15 protein-coding genes are annotated in these 20,342 nt (G+C 63.8%); 6 read left to right on the top strand and 9 right to left on the bottom strand.

Annotation, left to right across the window (positions count from 1 at the left end):
- Window positions 1–9: 9 nt before the first annotated feature.
- The 3 genes from V4R08_RS01800 to rfaD form a co-directional block, all read right to left on the bottom strand.
- Complete coding sequence (locus V4R08_RS01800; RefSeq protein ID WP_335577765.1) at window positions 10–1,938, bottom strand: SDR family NAD(P)-dependent oxidoreductase; 1,929 nt, start codon at window positions 1,936–1,938, stop codon at window positions 10–12.
- A 64-nt stretch (window positions 1,939–2,002) separates the two neighbouring features.
- A complete protein-coding gene (gene rfaE1, locus V4R08_RS01795; protein ID WP_335577764.1) occupies window positions 2,003–3,472 on the bottom strand; it encodes a D-glycero-beta-D-manno-heptose-7-phosphate kinase in 1,470 nt (489 codons plus the stop codon).
- A 144-nt stretch (window positions 3,473–3,616) separates the two neighbouring features.
- On the bottom strand, window positions 3,617–4,597 hold the full coding sequence (gene rfaD / locus V4R08_RS01790) for an ADP-glyceromanno-heptose 6-epimerase (protein ID WP_335577763.1): 981 nt from the start codon (window positions 4,595–4,597) through the stop codon (window positions 3,617–3,619).
- Between the two features lie 180 nt (window positions 4,598–4,777).
- Between rfaD and waaF the strand changes: the two genes are divergently transcribed.
- The 3 genes from waaF to V4R08_RS01775 all read left to right on the top strand — a co-directional run bounded on the left by waaF (window position 4,778) and on the right by V4R08_RS01775 (window position 7,058).
- Entirely contained in the window at window positions 4,778–5,842 is a 1,065-nt protein-coding gene (gene waaF / locus V4R08_RS01785; protein WP_335577762.1) for a lipopolysaccharide heptosyltransferase II, read from the top strand.
- Between the two features lie 74 nt (window positions 5,843–5,916).
- A complete protein-coding gene (locus V4R08_RS01780) occupies window positions 5,917–6,510 on the top strand; it encodes a D-sedoheptulose 7-phosphate isomerase (RefSeq protein ID WP_335577761.1) in 594 nt (197 codons plus the stop codon).
- A complete protein-coding gene (locus tag V4R08_RS01775; protein WP_335577760.1) occupies window positions 6,507–7,058 on the top strand; it encodes a D-glycero-alpha-D-manno-heptose-1,7-bisphosphate 7-phosphatase in 552 nt (183 codons plus the stop codon). Before V4R08_RS01780 ends, V4R08_RS01775 begins: the two co-directional genes overlap by 4 nt.
- A gap of 124 nt (window positions 7,059–7,182) precedes the next feature.
- Here the strand turns inward: V4R08_RS01775 and waaC are convergent, their stop codons facing one another.
- Window positions 7,183–8,127 (bottom strand): lipopolysaccharide heptosyltransferase I, encoded by a 945-nt coding sequence (gene waaC / locus V4R08_RS01770; RefSeq protein ID WP_335577759.1) that lies wholly within the window; start codon window positions 8,125–8,127, stop codon window positions 7,183–7,185.
- Between the two features lie 189 nt (window positions 8,128–8,316).
- Here waaC and galE point away from each other — a divergent pair, with 189 nt between their 5' ends.
- The 3 genes from galE (at window position 8,317) to V4R08_RS01755 (ending at window position 12,023) form a co-directional block, all read left to right on the top strand.
- Complete coding sequence (galE, locus tag V4R08_RS01765) at window positions 8,317–9,327, top strand: UDP-glucose 4-epimerase GalE (protein ID WP_335577758.1); 1,011 nt, start codon at window positions 8,317–8,319, stop codon at window positions 9,325–9,327.
- Window positions 9,328–9,449: 122 nt separating this feature from the next.
- On the top strand, window positions 9,450–11,252 hold the full coding sequence (locus tag V4R08_RS01760; RefSeq protein WP_335577757.1) for an ABC transporter ATP-binding protein: 1,803 nt from the start codon (window positions 9,450–9,452) through the stop codon (window positions 11,250–11,252).
- 69 nt (window positions 11,253–11,321) lie between these two features.
- The gene (locus V4R08_RS01755) at window positions 11,322–12,023 is read left to right on the top strand and encodes a fumarylacetoacetate hydrolase family protein (RefSeq protein ID WP_335577756.1); all 702 of its coding nucleotides are present in this window, start codon (window positions 11,322–11,324) and stop codon (window positions 12,021–12,023) included.
- A gap of 43 nt (window positions 12,024–12,066) precedes the next feature.
- Here the strand turns inward: V4R08_RS01755 and ligA are convergent, their stop codons facing one another.
- The 5 genes from ligA to ftsZ form a co-directional block, all read right to left on the bottom strand.
- Complete coding sequence (gene ligA, locus V4R08_RS01750; protein WP_335577755.1) at window positions 12,067–14,208, bottom strand: NAD-dependent DNA ligase LigA; 2,142 nt, start codon at window positions 14,206–14,208, stop codon at window positions 12,067–12,069.
- A gap of 6 nt (window positions 14,209–14,214) precedes the next feature.
- On the bottom strand, window positions 14,215–15,900 hold the full coding sequence (gene recN, locus V4R08_RS01745) for a DNA repair protein RecN (protein WP_335577754.1): 1,686 nt from the start codon (window positions 15,898–15,900) through the stop codon (window positions 14,215–14,217).
- An 83-nt stretch (window positions 15,901–15,983) separates the two neighbouring features.
- Window positions 15,984–16,883 carry an outer membrane protein assembly factor BamD gene (locus V4R08_RS01740; RefSeq protein ID WP_335580147.1) on the bottom strand — a complete coding sequence of 300 codons (900 nt, stop codon included), beginning with the start codon at window positions 16,881–16,883 and terminating at the stop codon, window positions 15,984–15,986.
- Window positions 16,884–17,149: 266 nt separating this feature from the next.
- Entirely contained in the window at window positions 17,150–18,106 is a 957-nt protein-coding gene (gene lpxC, locus V4R08_RS01735) for a UDP-3-O-acyl-N-acetylglucosamine deacetylase (protein WP_335577753.1), read from the bottom strand.
- 339 nt (window positions 18,107–18,445) lie between these two features.
- A complete protein-coding gene (ftsZ, locus tag V4R08_RS01730) occupies window positions 18,446–20,263 on the bottom strand; it encodes a cell division protein FtsZ (RefSeq protein WP_335577752.1) in 1,818 nt (605 codons plus the stop codon).
- Window positions 20,264–20,342: the final 79 nt, after the last annotated feature.

The raw sequence follows: 20,342 nt of genomic DNA, 5'->3' as shown, positions 1-20,342 counted from the left end.
GCGAATATATCAGGCGATAGGCGCTGTCTGTCCGGCAGGTGCCCCGAATTCCGGCACGGCGTCCTTCAGGACCGAACGGATCGTCGACTTGTCCTCGTTGGCGACGGCTTCCGTCAGGACCGCGATCCACTTGTGCAGCATATCCATCGGCGGCTCGTTCGGCTTTGCCGCCAAAATCCCCGGCAAGCCGATCTCGATCGTCGGCTCCTCGCTCGCAAACAGGATTTCATTCAACCGTTCGCCCGGCCGCACTCCGGTAAAGACGATCTCGATGTCGTGATGGGGCTGCAGACCGGACAGGCTGATCATGCGTTCGGCAAGATCGACGATCTTCACCGGTTGGCCCATGTTCAGGACATACACCGATACATCATGCCGTTCCGGCATCGCCGCATGGCTGGCCGCGGTGATGACGAGATCGCAGGCTTCGCGAATCGTCATAAAGTAGCGGACCATATCCGGATGCGTGACGGTCACCGGACCGCCGGCTTCGATCTGCGCCTTGAACTTCGGCACCACCGATCCATTCGACGCCAGCACATTGCCGAAGCGGACCGAAATCAGTCGCATCGGAATCCTGCCCTCCGTGCGCTGCGCCAGTTCGCGGTCGAGCGCCTGACAGTACATCTCGGCAAATCGTTTGGTCAATCCGAGCATCGATACCGGTTCTATCGCCTTGTCGGTGGAGACCATCACCATGGCTTCGGCACCCGACGCCAGCGCCGCATCGGCGACATTGATCGACCCGAAAATATTGGTCTTGACGCCCTCGCTCCAGTCTCGTTCGAGAATGGGCACATGCTTGAGCGCAGCCGTATGAAAGACGATGTCTGGCTTGAATTCGTCCATCAAGCGCATCAGCCGGTCGCGGTCGCGAATGTCGGCGATGCGACCTTCCACGACAGCGGTCCGACTTCCGTCGCCCAGTGTTTCCATGATCGCGTACAGTGCGGGCTCGGAATTTTCGATGATCAGCAGCCGGCTCGCACCGAAGGTCACGATACGTTTGCAGATTTCGGACCCGATCGATCCGCCGCCGCCGGTCACGGCAATCGACTTGTTCTCGACCAGCCCCTTGAGCCGCTCATAGTCGATGGTGCGGCTCGGGCGAAGCAGAAGATCTTCAACGGCAACCGGCATCAGGCGCGGAATCTCGCCTCCCTCGCCGAGCGACGGTAACCGGCTTACCTTGAGACCCAGTTTGCGGCCACGCGCGAGGACGGCCTCCGGCTGAGCATCGGGCTCGAATGCGGAGGGCGTCATGATGATGCGCTTGATCGGCCCTAACCGCTGGGCAAAATCCGCTATCACCTCCTCGAGCTCGTCCACTCCGCCCAGAACCGGAACGCCGCGTATCGTCTGGCCGATGTCGGCGGACGACGGCGACAGCAGGCCGACCGGCCGCAATTGCTTGACCGCCCCGCTCTCGACCGAGCGGAACAGAATTTCGGCATCGGCGGCGCGACCGACGACGATCGCCGGGGTCGCATCATTGGCCTTTACGTGAACCAGGGTTCGCTTGTAGCGGAAATATCGATAGGTAAAGCGTGTGGCCGCGAGCAGAAATATCTGCAACAGCCAGTAAAGTATGATCGTCTTCCGTCCGAGAAAGAACGTGCCATAAAGATTGGGCGCGATGATGATATAGTCGAAGACAAGAATGACAAACGTCAGAAGCGAGGAGGCCTTGACGATGTTGAGGGCGTCCACAAGAGAAATGAACCGCCATTTTGTCGTCGTCAGATTAAAGACATAAAAGACAACAGCGCTGATGGCGAGGAAATAAGGTAGCGCCTGCAAGAGCAACGGCAAGCGCACGGCAAAATTATGATCATCAAAACGGAAGTAACAGCTCACGAGCAGCGCCGCCACGACCGTTATCAGGTCATGCAGCGCGATCAGAGCATTTCGGGAGGTAAACTTACGACGCGGATTCATCAAGCGATCGTCCAGACAGTACAAGAATTGGAAACGCTTCGGTCACTCCCGAACAAGGCGGCTCTCATGCCCGGCCTCCGGCGCGCTTCACCAGCGACGTGGTGCTGAATCCCCGCAGAATATCGATCAACACGACCTCGCCACCTCGTGCAGTAACTAGCTCCTGACCGACGACCTGCTCAAGAGAATAATCTCCGCCTTTGACCAGCACGTTCGGCTGAATCCGCTCGATCAGGTTCATCGGCGTGTCTTCCTCGAAAATCACCACGAGATCGACGGCCTCGAGCGCGGCCAGAACCTCTGCCCGCGCCCGTTCATCCTGGATCGGACGGCCCTCACCTTTCAGCCGGGTCACGGACGCATCGCTGTTCAATCCGACAACCAACCGGTCGCAAGCGGCGCGCGCTCCGGTCAGCACCTTGACGTGACCGGGATGCAGGATATCGAAGCAGCCGTTGGTAAAGCCGATCCGCAGACCTTGCTCACGCCACGTCGACAGACGTCGGTCGAGATCGTCCGCCGATCGCGCGATTTTCTCTTCGGCGGCGAGAAAGGCTGGCGGCAGGATCCTGCGGCGCAGTTCGGCGAGCGTGACGACCGCGGTCCCGCTCTTGCCGACCGCGACCGCCGCGGCGGCGCTCGCCGTCCGCAACGCGGTCTCCCAATCGGCGCCCGCGGCGAGCGCAACCGCGAGCGTGGCGACGACGGTGTCGCCTGCGCCCGTCACGTCGCGAACCTTGACGGTGTGCGCGGGAACGTGAATGACCTCACCCTCACGTGGCACCAGCGTCATGCCGTGCTCGCTTTGCGTCACCAGCAAGGCTTCGCCATCGGCGAGCCGCATCACCTCTCGAGCCGCCGTCGCAATACTCGCCTGGTCGTCGGCACGGCTACGGGTCGCGTCCGCAAACTCCTTGCGGTTCGGCGTGAGCAGCGTCGCGCCGCGATAGATGGCGAAATTGGCGCTCTTCGGATCGACGATCACGCGCTTGCCGAGCGCGCGGGCGGCGTCGATGACATCGCGGATCACCCGCGCCGTCAAAACTCCCTTGGCATAGTCGGACAACAAGACGATGCCGGCGCGCGGCAGTTGCGGCAGGATGGCATCGATCAAGGCCTGCTCCACCGCCCCCGACGCCGGGGCGGCCGCTTCCCAATCGGCGCGAAGCATGTGGGTCGAGAAATGCTCCGAAACGAAACGCACCTTGCGCGTCGTCGGCCGGGCCGGGTCCGAAATCAGCAACGGCTCGATCAGGCCTTCGCGCGCAAGCGTGGCGCGCAGCCTGTCGCCCGCGTCATCCTCGCCCGCCAATCCGACAAAGATGCAGCGCGCGCCGAGCGCGGCGATGTTGCGCGCGACGTTGCCGGCGCCGCCGATATTGGTTTCGCTCCGCTGAACCGCGATGACCGGCGCCGGGGCCTCCGGCGAAATCCGCGAAATCTCGCCGTACACGAACTCGTCGAGCATCAGGTCTCCGACGCAGAGCACTGTCTGGCGGGAAAACGCAGTCGACAAGCCGTCAAAATCGAACATTAAACCCTTTACCTGCTGCTAGAGTCTGATCCAATTGCCTTGAACCGGACTCTAGCCTTATCCTTTTGGTTGAGCATGATCTTATCCGAAAACCGGTTTCCACTTTGCGCTGGCGCGGCCCTTCGGGTCGGGATCATGCTCTGGTCAGCGAAAACGATCGTCGCGGTCGAGATAGCCTTTGACATAGGCATCAACCGCGTCCTCAAGCGGCGTGAAGCCGCCGTTGTAGCCTGCGCGTTGCAGACGCTCGACCTCGCCTTGCGTAAAATACTGGTAGGCCCCGCGAATCTGCTCGGGCATATCGACGTATTCGATATTAGGCTTCGCGCCAAGCGAGACATAGGCCGCCGCGATCAGATCGCGAAAGCTTCGCGCCTTGCCGGTTCCCACATTGAAGAGACCGCTGACCGAAGGCGTGGCCAGCAGCCACATCATCACGCGCACCACGTCGTCGACGTAGATGAAGTCGCGGCGCTGGTCGCCGTCGGCAATGCCCTCGCGGTGTGACTTGAACAACTGCACCGGGCGGCCGGCCTTCACGTCGTCGAAACGGCGCGTCAGCACGCTCATCATGGAGCCCTTGTGATATTCATTGGGACCGAACACGTTGAAGAACTTGAGACCGGCCCATTGTGGCGGCAACGCGTCACCGTCGGCGGCGCGGCCCGCGACCGCCATGTCGAACAGGTGCTTGCTCCAGCCGTAAAGGTTCATCGGCCGGAGCGCCCGCAGCGCATCCACCGATTGATCGTCACAAAAGCCCTGCCGGCCATCACCGTAGGTCGATGCCGACGAGGCATAGATGAAGGGCGTCGCCGTCGCCGTACACCAGTCGAGCATCCGCAGTGACAGCCGCAAGTTGGTCTCGATGACGAGATCGCCGTCGGTCGCGGTGGTCTCGGAGATCGCGCCGAGATGCACGACGGCGTCGAGACGACGGCCGTCGAGCCAGTTCATCAGTTCTGCCGGCGGGACGATATCGGCAAGCTGCCGCTTGGCAAGATTGCGCCATTTGCCGTCATGTCCCAGCGTATCGCAGACCGTCACATCGCCGCGCCGGGCGTCGTTCAACGCGGCCACGAGATTCGATCCGATAAAACCGGCGCCCCCGGTCACCAGCAGCATGATGTCCCCGTCATGGATGTGCGACTCAAGGTTTGCCCCAGTCCCGCCTGCGAGGCAACTTGGATAGCGTGCCGTCGTGAAGAGCGGAGCCGCAAAAACATCGCGCGAGATAACTTTACCTCACGGGGAGGAGCGGATACCGAAGACCCTCACCGAGTCCCATATCATACCCGCCAAGATATGAAAACAGATTCACAAAATATGCCGGAGGTTATCGTCGATCCGGACGATACCCGGCCCATTCTGATTGTTCCCTACATGTGGATCGGCGACTTCGTCCGCGGCCACACAGTGGTGCGGGTGCTCAAGCAGCGCTGGCCGAATCGACCGGTGGATATTCTGGTGACAACGCTCTGCGCCCCACTGGTCGATTATATGCCCGGCGTGCGCGCCGGCGTGGTCTGGGATCTGCCCCGAAGCCGGCTGGCGCTGACGCAACAGCGGGGTCTCGCCCGACAGTTGCGCGCGCAGGGGTATGGAACCGCCCTCGTCATGCCGCGTACCTGGAAATCGGCCATTGCGCCGGCGCTAGCCGGCATCCCGGAACGTGTGGGATTTGTCGGCGAAGCACGATTCGGGCTGCTCAACCGCTGGCGCTGGGGTGAAAGAGCCCTGCCGCGCATGATCGACAGGAAAGCGTCCCTGGCGCTTCCGGCCGGGGCAGAACGGCCGTCTGAATGGCCCGCACCGCAGCTTCGGGTTTCCGGCGAGGAGGTCACCCGCTGGCGGCAGGCGCAGGGATTGGGCACGGGGCCGGCAGTGGCGCTGGCGCCGGGGGCGGTCGGTTCCAGCAAACGCTGGACCTACTACGCCGAGGCCGCCCGGATGCTGGCCGAACTGGGAATCGACGTCTGGGTGGTCGGCGGTCCGGGCGAAAAAGCGATTGCTGCCGAAATCATGGCAACCGGAGGCCCACGAGTGCGGGACCTCACAGGTAGCGACTTGCGAAACGGCATTCTGGCGATGGCGGCGGCCACCATCGCGATTTCGAATGACTCCGGCCTGCTGCACGTCGCGGCCGCGATCGGAACGCCCACAATGGGAATTTTCGGACCGACCAGTCCCTATCACTGGGCGCCTTTGAACGGGCTCGCGGCAACGATACAGGCGAAAACGTCCATCCCGTGCCGACCGTGCCACCGCCCGGTCTGCACCATGAACGACCATCGCTGCATGAGGGACATTCCGGCAGCCGAGGTGGTCGCGATTGCGGAAGATGTGCTCGCTGCCCGCGCCGCGCGTTGATGCGACCACGCCACGCTTGCGCGGGCATGACGCGCTCATTACCACTGAGCCCGTCACAGTGACAAAGGTACGCCTTGAGCCAGAACCCGATCGCGGCCCATTTTCAGCAATCGCTCGCAGCCCTTGAACTCGCGGCCAATGACGCGGCGCTGCTTGCGGTTGCGAGTAATATTGCACGCTCCATCATCGACGCCATTCGTTCCGGCAACAAGGTACTTCTGATCGGCAACGGCGGAAGCGCCGCCGACGCCCAGCACCTCGCCTCGGAAATCGTCGGACGCTACAAGAAGGAGCGGCCCGGCTTCGCCGCCATAGCGCTGACCACCGACACATCCGCCCTCACCGCCATCGCCAACGACTACGGCTTCGAGCAGATTTTCGCCCGGCAGGTCGAGAGTCTCGGCCAGCCCGGCGACGTGCTGCTGGCACTGTCCACCTCGGGCCGATCGCCAAACATCCTCGCCGCGCTTGCCGCCGCGCGCGGGCGCGGCCTCGTCACGGTCGGTTTCACCGGCCTCAAGGGCAGAAGCCTGCACGACGCCTGCGATCATCTTTTTGTTGCGCCAAGCGACGACACCCCCGTGATACAGCAAATCCACATGACAGCGGGTCACGCGATCTGCGACAGCGTCGAGCGCGCGCTGGCAGACGGAGCCGACGACAAGTGAACGGCGCCGATAGCGTTCCGATTTCGAGGCCCGCCGCATTTCTGGATCGCGACGGCGTCATCAATCACGACGACGGCTACATGGGCACCCGCGACCGCATTCGCTGGATGCCCGGCGTCGCCGAGGCGATCCGACGGCTGAACGACGCCGGATATTTCGTTTTCATCTTCACCAATCAATCCGGCGTCGCGCGCGGCTTCTTCAGCGAGGATGATACGCGCAACCTGCACCTGTGGATGCAGTCTCATCTGGCGTCGCAGGGCGCACGAATCGACGACTTCAGATATTGCCCGCACCATCCCGACGGCAGCGTAGCCGGATATCTCGAAGATCATCTCTGGCGCAAACCGAAGCCAGGCATGATCCTCGACCTGATGCGGCGTTGGCCGGTGCGCCAACAAGGCAGCTTTGCCATCGGCGACCGCGAGAGCGATATCGAAGCAGCGGCCGGCGCGGGAATTCCGGGCTACCTGTTCACAGGCGGCGACCTCGACGCATTCGTCGCACGGGTGCTTGCAAACATATCGCGCGCGACGGCGAATATTTAGACAGGTTCGTCATGCCCGGCTTTATGCCGGGCATCCATCTTCTTTCGAAGAAAAGATGGATTGCCGGGTCAAGCCCGGCAATGACGGATAATCGCGATGTTTCCGTCCAAGCGTGGCACCCTGACTAACCGAGCAATCGCTCGGCGGCCTCGATCGCCTGCCGCGCAGCGGGCGGACCGTTCCTGCCGCCCAGCACCGCCATGCGGCCGCTGCCGACCGGCCCCGTCAACCCCGGATCGGTGCTGACATAAATGCCGACGAGTGGCACGCGATAGGCCGCGGCGAGATGCATCAGGCCGGTATCGACGCCAATCACCAGTGTCGCATTGCCGATCACTTGCGCGGTCAGATCGAGGTTTTGGCGCGGCAGCACACGACTGCCCGCGATTTCCCGCGATAACCGCTCCGACAGCAGGCGCTCGGCCTCGGTGCCCCACGGCAGCACAGCCTGCAATCCATTCGCCTGCAGCCAGCGACCGGTTTCGATCCAGTCCTCGACACGCCACTCTTTCGAGCGCCGGGACGTGCCGTGAAGCAGCACGGCGTAGCGTTGGCTATCCGCCTCCACAGGACGGATCAAACCGTAATCCACGTCGTCGGGCGGCCGATATCCGAGCGAGAGGCCGGTCAGGATCCGGTTTCGAGTCACGGCGTGCAGATCGCGCCTCACCGCGTGCCTGACGTCGTAGAATCGCGCGGCCAGGGGTTCGCGGATGCTGCGACCATCGTAACCGTGGCGCTCGCCGCGCGCGACGCGCGCCATGATCGCGGAGCGGATCAGGCCCTGGGTGTCGATCACCTTGTCGAAGGCCCGCTCGCGCAAGCGCGCGCGAAATCCGACGATCTCGCGCCACGTCGCGCCGGCGACGAGTTGCGAACGCCAGCGCCGTGTCGCAACGCTCATGACGTCGGCGACCGACGGATGCAATCGCGCCAACGGAGCGAACGCCTCTTCCACCAGCCACGCGATCCGCAACTGCGGACATGCGCGCGAGGCATCGACGATCGCGGGCATCTGATGCACCACATCGCCGAGTGAAGAGGTCTTGATGATGAGAATGTCAGTCATCGACACCGAAGGCCGCTCAGAAAAAATCGGCTCTCGTTACAGTTTGACAACCATAATGTCGATTCCCCGGCTCGAAGCGCGGAAAATCTGACCTATCACGGCCATGCTATACGGCAATTCCACCGTTTTATGCGAGATTTCGGCAAACGCGGGCGCGCCCGCCTCGAACTCTCGCCCGGAGGAACAGACATGACCGTGCTCGTTACCGGCGGCGCCGGCTACATCGGCAGTCATATGGTTCTTGCGCTGGCGGAAGCCGGCGAAAGCGTCGTCGTGATCGACAACCTCTCCACCGGCTTTTCATCGGCGCTGCCGGAAGGCGTGCCGCTGTTCATCGGCGATGCAGGCGACGAAAATCTCGTCGAGAACGTTATCGCTCAGCACGGGGTCGAAAGCATCATTCACTTTGCGGGTTCCGTGGTGGTGCCCGAGTCGATGCGCGATCCACTCGCCTACTATCGCAACAATACGATGACGACGCGCAGTCTGCTGAATGTCGCGGTCAAATGCGGAGTCAACCGCTTCATCTTTTCGTCGACCGCCGCAGTCTACGGCAATCCCGACCGGATGCCGGTCCCGGAAGACGCGCCGACCCGGCCGCTCTCCCCTTACGGATCGTCGAAGCTGATGAGCGAAATCATGCTGCACGATGTCGCGACCGCGCACGGCATGAACTACGTCGTGCTGCGCTACTTCAATGTCGCGGGCGCCGATCCGCAGGCGCGGATCGGCCTGTCGACGGCGGGCGCCACGCATCTTCTGAAGATTGCGGTCGAAGCCGCGACCGGACAGCGCGCCAAGATCGACGTGTTCGGCACCGACTACCCGACGCCGGACGGAAGCTGCATCCGCGACTTCATCCATGTCAGCGATCTGGCGCAGGCGCATCGCGCCGCGCTGACATACTTGCAAAACGGCGGACGTTCGACGACGCTGAACTGCGGATACGGGCGCGGCTACTCCGTTCTGGAAACAATCGAAGCGGTGCGGCGGGTCTGCGGCCGCAACTTCGCGGTACACTATTCCGACCGCCGCCCCGGCGATATCATGACCATGATCGCCGACACCGGCCGGATTCGCGCAGCGCTCGACTGGACGCCGCAATACGACGACCTCGCAACCATCGCCGCCCACGCGCTGGCATGGGAAGAGAAACTGGCGCAGCGGCACGTCAAGGGCACGCTCGCGGCATCGGCCTGATAACCCCGGCGAAAACCCGGTTTTGGCTTGAAAAAAATCGCTATTGCGGGCATTGAGTCGGTTGCTTTCGCAACAACCCTGACGCGCGGGCGATAGCCGATTCACGGCGTCAATGGAACGCGATGACCGAACCTCCGAAAAAAATTTCCGACGATCCCTATGGCGCGGCCATCCTGATCCGCCGCCTGATCACGGAACAGGGCATGGCCTATTGGCGGCGCTACCTCGCCGCATTCACGCTGATGGCCGTCTCCGCGGCAACGACGGCGGGTTCCGCCTACTTGCTCGGCGAAGTCATCAATCAGGCTTACGTCAACAAGGATGTGCGCGGAATCGCCATTCTGTCGCTGCTGACCGTCGTCATTTTTTCGCTCAAGGGCGCAGCGACCTACGGCCATTCCGTAATCCTCTCGCAGATCAGCAACGCGATCCTCGCCAACAACCAGCGCCGTCTGTTCGCCAAGCTGATGAGCGAAAGCATCGGTTTCTTCTCGGCGCGGCATTCGTCGGAGTTTCTGGCGCGGCTGACCGCCGGCGCCAGTTCCGTCACGCAGGTGCTCAGCCTGCTGATCAACGCCGTCGGCCGTGACCTGCTCTCGCTGATCGGGCTGATCATCGTGATGGTGATGCAGGATCCCTACATGGCGCTGTTCGGCCTCCTGGTGGCGCCGCCGGCGATGCTGGTGCTGCGCAAGCTGGTGAAGCGCGTCAAGGGGCTCGCCCACAACCAGTTCAGCGGCACCACGGACATCATGGAGACCATGCAGGAATCGCTGCAGGGCATCCGCACCGTGAAGGCGTTCACGCTCGAGCGGACCATGGGCGAACGGATCGACGCCAGCATCGCAGCCGTCGAGCAGACCAACAACAAGATGGCGCGGGTCTCGAACCGCGCCAGTCCGCTGATGGAAACGCTGGGCGGTTTCGCCATCGCCGGCGGGCTGATGTACGGCGGCTATCGCGTCGTCGCCATGGGCGCGACGCCCGGTCAGTTCTTTTCGTTCCTCACCGCCTTTCTGCTGGCCTATGAACCGGCCAAGCGGCTGGCTCGCCTCAACATCGAACTCAACAGCAACCTGATCGGCGCACGCAAGCTTCTGGAGATCGTCGACACCCCCGCCAGCGAGCCCGACGACAGCGACAAACCGGCGCTGAAATTGACGACCGCTTGCGTCGAACTGCGAGACGTCACCTTCGCCTATCGTCCGGACGAGCCCGTCCTCAACCGCATGAGCTTCGTCGCCGAGCCGGGCAAGATGACCGCGCTGGTCGGCCCCTCGGGTGGGGGCAAATCCACCGTGCTGGCGCTGCTGCTGCGCCTGTATGAGGTCACCAGGGGCGACATCCTGATCGACGGACAGGTCATCTCCGGCGTGTCGCGGACATCGCTGCGCCAGCAGACCGCCTATGTCGGACAGGACGTTTACCTGTTCCGCGCCACCATCCGCGAGAACATCGCGTTCGGCCGTCCCGGCGTCGGCGAGGACGAAATCGTCGCCGCAGCGAAAGCCGCCTGCGCTCACGACTTCATCATGAACTTTCCGCTCGGCTATGACACGCCCGTGGGCGAACACGGCGCGCAACTTTCCGGCGGGCAGCGCCAGCGGGTCGCGGTGGCGCGCGCGCTGATCAAGGACGCTCCGATCATCCTGCTGGACGAGGCCACCGCCGCGCTCGATTCCGAATCCGAAAAGCAGGTACAAGAAGCGATCGAGCATCTCTGCCGCAATCGCACCACGATCGTGATCGCGCACCGCCTGCACACCATCATGCACGCCGACGCGATCCTGGTGGTCGAAGGAGGCGAGATCGTCGAGCGTGGCCGCCACGATGACCTGCTGCGGCGCGACGGACGCTATGCGTCGTTCTTTCGCCTGCAGCATCGCGACGCACCGGCTCTGGCTCCTCTCAGCGCATCGGCGTAAGCTCGATCTCGCGGCCCGCAGGGTCCGACCATTCCGTCGCCCAGCCGCGTACAGACTGCGGAGAGCCGCATGAGCACAGCGTCTTTTGTTATTCCACAGCCGCCCCAACCCACCATTGCGGTCGTGGGCGAGAGCAAATTCTTTCCGGTCCGCCGCATCTGGTGCGTCGGCCGCAACTATCTCGAGCATATCCGCGAGATGGGCAACGACGAGCGCGCGCCGCCGTTCTTCTTCGCAAAGCACGCCGACATGATTGAGCCCGATGGCGCGGTCATCCCCTATCCGCCGCTGACCAGCGACCTGCATCACGAGGTCGAACTGATCGTCGCTATGAAGAGCGGAGGCCTGCGCATCCCCGCCGACAAGGCGCTCGACCACGTCTACGGCTACGCCGTCGGCATCGACCTCACCCGGCGCGACCTGCAGAACGCGGCGCGGAAGAAGGAGCAGCCCTGGGAGATCGCAAAATCGTTCGATCACTCCGCGCCGTCGAGCCCGATCCAGCCAGCCGCGGAGATCGGCCATCCCTCGAAAGGCCGCATCTGGCTCACGGTCAACGGCAAGGAGACTCAGAGCGGCGACATCGCGCAGATGATCTGGAACGTGCCAGAGATCATCTGGCAACTCTCGCAACAGGTCGAACTTCAGGCCGGCGACATCATCATGACCGGCACGCCCGCCGGCGTCTCCCGGCTTCAGCCCGGCGACAGAATCGAATGCGGCTGCGACGGCGTCGGCACGCTGAAGGTGACGATCGATCAGCCGGCCTGAACGGTCCGTCACTCCATTTCTCGACGCATCCGACTTCGATCACCTACCGCTCGATCAGCTTCAGCCACTCGTCCTCGGAAATCACCTGCACCCCTAACTTCTCGGCGTCTTTGAGCTTCGATCCCGCGCCAGGGCCGGCGACGACGAGATCGGTCTTCTTCGACACCGAGCCCGAGACCTTCGCGCCCATACGCTCGGCCGAGGCCTTGGCCTCGTCGCGAGTCATGCGCTCCAGCGAGCCCGTGAACACCACGGTCTTGCCGGCCACAGCGGAATCCTTGCGCGCCTGCGCGACCGGCAGCACCTCGATTTCCTCAAGCAGGTCGTTCAGCGCCTTGATGTTGCGCGTCTCCGCGAAGAATTCCACCACGGCATCGGCCACGATGTCGCCGACGCCGCCGATGTTGTTGAGATCGGCATAGGCCTCGGAGGCGTTGCCCCCGTCGGTCTGCGCCGCCGCGGCCTCGCTCATCGCCGCACGGAATTTATCGAAACCGCCGTAATACCGCGCCAGCAGCTTGGCGTTGCCCTCACCAACATGGCGAATGCCGAGCGCGAAGATCAGCCGGTTCAGTTCGATTTTCCGGCGAGCATCGATCGCGGCGAACAGGTTGCGCACCGAGACTTCGCCATAGCCATCCAGCTCCTCGAGCTTGATCTTCGTGTTGCGTTCCCTAAGCGTGAAGATATCGGCCGGCTCCTTGATCCAGCCCCGCTCGTGAAATTCCTGGATCTGCTTTTCGCCGAGGCCGTCGATGTCGAAGGCGAGGCGCGAGACGAAATGCTTGAGCCGCTCCACCGCCTGTGCCGGGCAGATCAGCGCGCCGGTGCAGCGACGCACCGCCTCGCCCTCCTCGCGCACGGCGTGGCTGCCGCAGATCGGGCATGTGTCAGGGAATTTGTACTCGTGCTCGCCACGCGGCTTATCCATCACAACGCTGACCACCTGCGGGATCACGTCGCCGGCGCGCTGCACCACCACGGTATCGCCGATGCGGAGATCGACGCCGTCGCGGATCGGTTGCCCGTCGTTGCCGATGCCTTTGATGTAGTCCTCGTTGTGCAGCGTGGCATTTTGCACGACAACGCCGCCGACGGTGACGGGCTCGAGCCGCGCCACCGGCGTCATCGCGCCGGTGCGGCCGACCTGGATGTCGATGCCGTTCAGCACTGTGGTCGCCTGCTCGGCGGCGAACTTGTGCGCGATGGCCCAGCGCGGAGAGCGCGACACGAAGCCGAGACGCTCCTGCCAGTCGAGCCGGTCGACCTTGTAGACGACGCCGTCGATGTCGTAGCCGAGCGCGGCGCGCTGCTCGCCGATCCTGCGGTAGAATGTCAACACCTCCTCGACGTTGTTGCATAATTCGATCAGCGGATTGACTTTGAAGCCGACATCCTTGAGCCACCCCAGCATGTCGTATTGGGTGCCGGCGGGTCGATCCGTCATCTCGCCCCAGGCGTAGGCGAAGAATTTCAGCGGACGCGACGCGGTGATCGCCACATCCTTCTGGCGCAGCGATCCGGCGGCCGAGTTGCGCGGGTTGGCGAATACGGTGTCGCCAGCTTCTTCCTGCTTCTTGTTGAGCGCGAGAAAGTCCGTCTTGAGCATATAAACTTCGCCGCGCAGCTCGCAGGCGGCGGGAATGGAGCGACCCTTCAGCGTACTCGGCACGTCCTTGATGGTGCGCACATTGGCGGTGACGTCCTCGCCGGTAAAGCCGTCGCCGCGCGTCGCGGCGCGCACCAGTTCGCCGTTCTCGTAGCGTAGCGACAGCGACAGCCCGTCGATCTTAGGCTCGGCGACGATGGCGGGAATGTCGTCCGCGCCGAGTTTCAGAAAACGCTGGATGCGTTCGACGAATTCAGCGACTTCCCCGTCGCTGAAAGCGTTGCCGAGCGACAGCATCGGCACGGCGTGCTGCACTTTTGCAAAGCCACGCGCCGGTGCGGCACCGACCGTCTGCGTCGGCGAGTTGGCCGTGACCAATTCAGGGAAACGCGCCTCGATTGCTTCAAGTCGCTGCTGCAACGCATCGTAGGCGGCGTCGGAAATCGTCGGTGCGTCCTTCTGATAGTAGCGCTCGTTATGTGCCTCGATCTCGAGCGCGAGTCGCTTATGCTCGATCTTCGCCTGCGCCCTCGTGAGGGAATCGATGGGCGGAGGCGTTTTGGGCTTTGCCGCCATAGCGACTTACCCCACTGCTTTCAACAACCGTTCCGCAGCGGCGCGGGCTTCGGCAGTGATCTCGGCCCCCGCCAGCATCCGCGCGATTTCCTCGCGGCGGTGATCGTTCGCCAGCGTCGCGACACGGGTGGCGACGCGTTTGCCGCGGTCCAGCGCATCCTTTGAAATCAACAGATGCTGGTCGGCGCGCACCGCGACCTGCGGTGCGTGGGTCACCGCCATCACCTGCACCTTGCAGGCCAACCGCGCCAGCCGCGCGCCGATGGCGTCGGCCACCGCACCTCCGACTCCGGTGTCGATCTCGTCGAACACCAGCGTCGGCGCCGAGCCCTTGTCCGAAAGCACCACCTTCAGCGCCAGCAGGAAGCGCGACAGTTCGCCGCCGGAGGCAACCTTCATCAGCGGCCCCGGCCGGGTGCCCGGATTAGTCTGCACCCAGAACTCGACACGATCGAAGCCTTGCGGCCCCGGCGACGCCGAATCCGATTCGATTTGCGTGGAAAATGTCGCGCGCTCGAGCTTCAGCGGCGCAAGCTCCGCATTGACCGCCTTGTCGAGTTTTCCCGCAGCCTTGATGCGAGTTGCAGAAAGTTTCGCGGCCGCCGCCGCGAAGCGCCTGTCGGCGTCGACCGCCTCCTTTTCCAGCACGGTCAGTCGATCCGCGCCGGCGTCGATCAGCGCAACGTCGTTCGCAAACTTGGCGGCGAGCGCAGCAAGGCCGTCCACCGGCGTAGCATATTTGCGTGACGCCGCGCGCAGCGCGAACAGCCGTTCCTCGATACGCTCCAGCTCGGCCGGGTCGAAATCGGCCGCTGCGCGCGCCGCCGCGAGATGCTGGTCGGCCTCCTCCAGCGCGTTGATGGCGGCATCGATGGCCCTGACCGCCGGCTCGACCAGTTGCGGCGAACTCGCGGCCCGCCGTTCCAGCCGCCGCACCGCCGCCGCCAACGCACTCACCGGCGAACGGTTGCCGCTGACGGCGTCTTGCGCTTCGCGCAGGTCGGCCGCGATCTTTTCTCCGGCCATCATCGTGGTGCGACGTTCGGCCAAAGCCGTTTCCTCGCCGTCCTGCGGCGCGAGTTGTCTTAACTCGTCGGACGCATGACGCAGATAGTCGGCCTCGCGCGCGGCACGCTCCATACCGGCGCGGTGATCGTCGAGCGCCGCACGGGTGGCGCGTCGGCCCTCCCACAGCACCTCTAGCGCGGCGACATCGGCCTCCAATCCGGCAAAGGCATCGAGCAGCCGCCGGTGGGTCGAGGCATCGACCAGCGCCCGCTCGTCGTGCTGGCCGTGAATTTCCACCAGCGCCGCGCCGACCGCCTTCAAGGTCTGCACGCTGATCGCCTGATCGTTGATGAAGGCGCGGGTGCGGCCGTCGGCGAGCTGCACCCGGCGCAGAATCATCTCGCCCGAATCTTCAGAAATAGAGCCGTCGATGGCGTTGGCGGCGAGGATCGCGCCGACCGGATGGTTCTTCGGAATATCGAAGGTGGCGGTGACCTGCCCCTGCTCCGCGCCGTGGCGGACCAGCCCGGCGTCGCCGCGACCGCCGAGCGCCAGCGCGAAAGCATCAAGCAGAATGGATTTTCCCGCGCCGGTCTCGCCGGTCAGCACCGCAAGGCCGGAGGCGAACTCGATATCGAGCCGCTCGATCAGGACGATGTCGCGGATCGAAAGGCGCGCAAGCATAGGAGGCCGGTTCCTGCCAAGGTGTCGCTGACGGGTTCGCAGAGACGCTTAGCGTAGAGTCTAGCGAAGTTCGGACCTGGACACTAGCCGAGCCCCATCTTCCTGAACGCCTTGCTGATCCACGAGCCCCGATTCTCGCTCGGCTCGCTCCCGCCCGACTTCACGAGATTGTACGCGTCCTTGTACCAGCGGCTGTTCGGAAAGTTGTGGCCGAGCACGGCCGCGGCGGTCTGCGCCTCACCGACGATTCCGATCGCCATATAGGCCTCGGTCAGCCGCGCCAGCGCCTCCTCGACGTGCCGCGTGGTCTGGTAACGGGTCACGACGGTCTTGAAGCGGTTGATGGCGCCGGTGTAGTCGCGCCGCTCCATGTAGTAGCGGCCGATCGCCATTTCCTTGCCGGCGAGCTGGTCGCGCGCGCCCTGGAGCTTCTTCTTGGCTTCGCCGGCATATTCGGACGTCGGATATTTGCGGATTACCTCCTCGAGCGAAGCCATCGCCTTCTCGGTGCGGGCCTGGTCGCGCGAGATATCCGGAATCTGGTCATAGTTCGAGGCGGCGATCAGGTATTGCGCATAGGCGGCGTCGGGGCTGCCGGGATGCAGCGTCACGTAGCGCGACGCGGAGCCGATGCAGGTATCGTAGTCGCCGGCCTGATAAGAGGCGTAGGCCGACATCAGCAACGACTTCCGCGCCCAATCCGAATACGGGTGCTCGCGGTCGACCTCGTCGAACTTCTTCGTCGCCGCCTTGAGGTCATGCTGGTTGTTCATCAGGAACAAGCCCTCGTTGTAGAGCTTGTCCGCCGGCTGATCGCTGAAGGTCTGTTCGTCCTTCGCCATGAACTTGTCCCACAGCGCACCCGTGCCGCAGCCGCTCAGGGTCGCCCCCAGAACCGCGAGGGAGACGACAAGCCGCAGTTTCCGGCCGAACCGATCGAGGAGAACCGTGCGATCCGTCAACGCGACCCGTCCGAGCGCCATACGCTTAGCCAACATCGATAAAAACCTGACGTCCGTGATACGGTGACCCGGGCACCGCCCGGAACAGACGGTGCGACCTCTCGACCGCGAGCCCCTTTAGCCGAAAAAAAACCGCTACCAATCGGGTACGCAGCTATTTCGCCCGGATTAAGGCGAAACGCCGGAGCGCACAACGCTCCGGAGGTGCGAGATGACGACTCCAGTAACCGCAGTAACAGAACAGAAGCGAGACGTGTGAACGGGGCAGAATGCTGGTGCCCTGCGGATCAGGACACGTTGGGACCGTAGGCCGCAACCATGCCGCCCACCATTCCGCCGACCGCTTCGCCCTGACTGCGCGGACGCGAGGCCGGCTGGCCCTCGACCACCCGCCAGGCGGTCCGATCGGCCATCAAGGCCGAGAGCACGGCATGGTTGAGCTTGTGCCCGCCGCGCGCCGAGCGATAGCCGCCGATCAGCGGCAACCCTGCGAGCGCAAGATCGCCGATCACATCGAGAACCTTGTGTCGCGCGCACTCGTCGGCGTAGCGCAGGCCACCGGCATTCAATAGGCGCTCGTCATCGAACACCATGGAGTTTTCAAAGGACGCGCCCCGCGCGAAGCCGGCACTCCAGAGCTTCGCGACATCGTTCAAGCAGCCAAAGGTACGGGCGCGGCTGATTTCGCGGCGAAAACTTTCGGGATTGAGGTCGAGGGCATAATCCTGGTGACCGATCACCGGATTGGCGAAATCGATCTCGACCTCGACACGGAAACCGCGTGCATGCGGGCGAATCTCGCCGGACGCCTCGCCCCTCGTCACCCGCACCGGCTTCAACACCTGAATGAAGCGGCGCGGCGCGGACTGCTCGACAATACCGGCCTGGTCGATCGCGGCGACGAACGCGGCCGAACTGCCGTCCATGATCGGCACTTCAGGCCCGTCGATTTCGATGGTGGCGTTGTCGACGCCGATGCCGCGCAACGCGGCAAGAACGTGCTCGGCGGTGGAGACAAGCGGGCCCTGCTGGTCGCCCAGCACCGTGGCGAATTCGGTCGACGTGACGGATTTTGCGACGGCCTGCACCCGTCGATCAATTCCATCGGTGCCGGTCCGGACAAAGACAAAACCCGCATCGATCGAGGCAGGGCCAAGGGTCAGACTGACGGGTGATCCGGAATGAACGCCGACACCCGTCACGGTGGCTTGCGAACGAAGCGTCGTCTGGCGGTTGAATTTCATAAACCCTGGCCCAAGTGACTCATCCCGAATGCCGAATTTCCCCGCCTGAGAGGCGGCGAATCGATTCGCGATTCCCCAAGTCACCGATAAAACATACCGGTAGCCCCAAAGTCCGCCAATTCACGCTTCTTTACCAATTGTTACCCTATCTCCGCCGCAATCACGCCGCCTGTTAACCAAATTTGCGGGCCGGCGTGACCTTAAAGCGAAACATAAGATACATAAATTTTCGTTAAGATATAAGCGCTTGCATACAGATAGTAAAATACTGGATCAAGAAAAGAAAAGGGCTCCGGCTTGATCGCCGAAGCCCCTCCGATTTCCAATTGTTACAGGACCTCAGTTGGCCTGGCGGCGCAGAAAAGCGGGGATATCCAGGTGGTCGTCCCCCTGTGGCGCCGGTGCAACGGGAGCCGGACGGCCGTGGGAGTCCAGTCCTTGCGGCGCCGGACGCCGGGCATACTCCGATACCGGCTCATTGTCTGCGCTCGCAGCCATCTGCTCGGCGACGCTGCGCTGCGGCCGACGCTCCGGCAATGGAGGCATCGGAGCCATGGCCGGCCCGGAGGCGCGAGCCGCGATCGGAGGCTCGGTGTCCTGGTCGCGGCGGCCGAGACTGACATTGGCGAGGCGCTGCAACAATGAAAGCCGGTTCTTCTGCGGATGATCCCCGTCGACCTCACCCCTCGCCTGACGGATTTCGTTTTGCGCGGGCATCGGCAGTTCCTCGATCCTCGGCATCCGCGGAGCGCGGACCGGGGCACGTTCGGCCGGCTGCGGGATGAAGTTCTCCGGCGGCGGCGGCTCCTGCTTCTCGCGCGGGGCGGGATCGTGATCCGGGAACAGCGTCGGCTTCTGCGCGATCGGCCGCACGGTGACGTCGCCGTAAGATGCAGGCTGCATGGCAGCCGGAGCGGCCGGCCGCACCGGCTCGGCGACGGCCGCGGCAATCGCCTCAAGCGCCGCGCGCTCGACATTGGCGCTGGACGCGGCGGGCTGATGCTGCGGCGCCTGGGCGGGATGGGCGGCGGGACGCGGCGGCTCGGCGGCTTTCTGCGCGGCACCGGCGGCGAGACGCTTGTTGTCCTCGCGCAGCTTCGCGGTCAGATCGGCCACACGCGTGTCCAACGCGAGCGACGGAGCAGATGCCAGTTTCGTGGCCGGCGTGGCGGCGGCAGTGCGCGCAATCGTGCTCTGGTCGATGCCGGTGGCGACCACCGACACGCGGATGATACCGTCAAGACTTTCGTCGAAGGTGGCGCCGACGATGATATTGGCGTCCTGATCGACCTCCTCGCGGATGCGGGTGGCGGCCTCGTCGACCTCGAACAGCGTCAGGTCCTTGCCGCCGGTGATCGAGATCAGAAGGCCCCGCGCGCCCTTCATCGAGCTGTCGTCGATCAGCGGGTTGGCGATCGCGGCTTCGGCGGCGGTGAGCGCGCGCTTCTCGCCGGAGGCCTCGCCGGTGCCCATCATCGCCTTGCCCATCTCGCGCATCACGGCGCGGACGTCGGCGAAGTCGAGGTTGATCAGGCCCTCCTTGACCATCAGGTCGGTGATGCAGGCGACGCCCGAATAGAGCACCTGGTCGGCCATCGCGAAGGCGTCGGCGAAGGTGGTCTTTTCGTTGGCGACCCGGAACAGGTTCTGATTGGGGATGATCAGCAGCGTATCGACCACCTTGTGCAACTCACCGATTCCCGAATCGGCGGTGCGCATGCGGCGCTGGCCCTCGAAGTGGAACGGCTTGGTGACGACGCCGACGGTCAGTATCCCCATCTCGCGCGCGGCCTTGGCGATCACGGGTGCAGCACCGGTGCCGGTGCCGCCGCCCATTCCCGCGGTGACGAACACCATATTTGCGCCCGAGAGGTGATCGCGAATCTCGTCGATGACTTCCTGCGCCGCGGCCGCGCCGACATCCGGCTGCGAACCCGCGCCCAGACCCTGGGTGACCTGCGTGCCCATCTGGACGATGCGCTGCGCCTTCGACATGGCCAGCGCCTGCGCATCGGTGTTGGCAACGACGAAGTCGACCCCGACCAGCCCGGCGGTGATCATGTTGTTGACCGCGTTGCCGCCAGCGCCGCCAACGCCGAATACGGTGATCCGCGGCTTCAGCTCGTGAATGTCGGGAACGTTGAGATTGATGGTCATGGTTGCCTCTCGATTACACGCGCGGTGTCGCTATGCCAGCGGTCGTCGACCGCGGAAGTTGATGGAAATCTGCAAATCG

It is taken from the genome of Nitrobacter sp. NHB1, assembly GCF_036964665.1.
GTDB lineage: Bacteria > Pseudomonadota > Alphaproteobacteria > Rhizobiales > Xanthobacteraceae > Nitrobacter.
The sequence above is the reverse complement of the archived record's forward strand: the minus strand, read 5'-3'. Positions and strand labels throughout refer to the sequence as shown.

What these genes read in the sequence shown, in the direction of transcription:
- V4R08_RS01800 (WP_335577765.1), bottom strand. Translation starts at nt 1,938, where the DNA reads ATGAATCCGCGTCGTAAGTTTACCTCCCGAAATGCTCTGATCGCGCTG.
- rfaE1 (WP_335577764.1), bottom strand. Translation starts at nt 3,472, where the DNA reads ATGTTCGATTTTGACGGCTTGTCGACTGCGTTTTCCCGCCAGACAGTG.
- rfaD (WP_335577763.1), bottom strand. Translation starts at nt 4,597, where the DNA reads ATGCTGCTGGTGACCGGGGGCGCCGGTTTTATCGGATCGAATCTCGTG.
- waaF (WP_335577762.1), top strand. Translation starts at nt 4,778, where the DNA reads ATGAAAACAGATTCACAAAATATGCCGGAGGTTATCGTCGATCCGGAC.
- waaC (WP_335577759.1), bottom strand. Translation starts at nt 8,127, where the DNA reads ATGACTGACATTCTCATCATCAAGACCTCTTCACTCGGCGATGTGGTG.
- galE (WP_335577758.1), top strand. Translation starts at nt 8,317, where the DNA reads ATGACCGTGCTCGTTACCGGCGGCGCCGGCTACATCGGCAGTCATATG.
- V4R08_RS01760 (WP_335577757.1), top strand. Translation starts at nt 9,450, where the DNA reads ATGACCGAACCTCCGAAAAAAATTTCCGACGATCCCTATGGCGCGGCC.
- V4R08_RS01755 (WP_335577756.1), top strand. Translation starts at nt 11,322, where the DNA reads ATGAGCACAGCGTCTTTTGTTATTCCACAGCCGCCCCAACCCACCATT.
- ligA (WP_335577755.1), bottom strand. Translation starts at nt 14,208, where the DNA reads ATGGCGGCAAAGCCCAAAACGCCTCCGCCCATCGATTCCCTCACGAGG.
- recN (WP_335577754.1), bottom strand. Translation starts at nt 15,900, where the DNA reads ATGCTTGCGCGCCTTTCGATCCGCGACATCGTCCTGATCGAGCGGCTC.
- V4R08_RS01740 (WP_335580147.1), bottom strand. Translation starts at nt 16,883, where the DNA reads ATGGCGCTCGGACGGGTCGCGTTGACGGATCGCACGGTTCTCCTCGAT.
- lpxC (WP_335577753.1), bottom strand. Translation starts at nt 18,106, where the DNA reads ATGAAATTCAACCGCCAGACGACGCTTCGTTCGCAAGCCACCGTGACG.
- ftsZ (WP_335577752.1), bottom strand. Translation starts at nt 20,263, where the DNA reads ATGACCATCAATCTCAACGTTCCCGACATTCACGAGCTGAAGCCGCGG.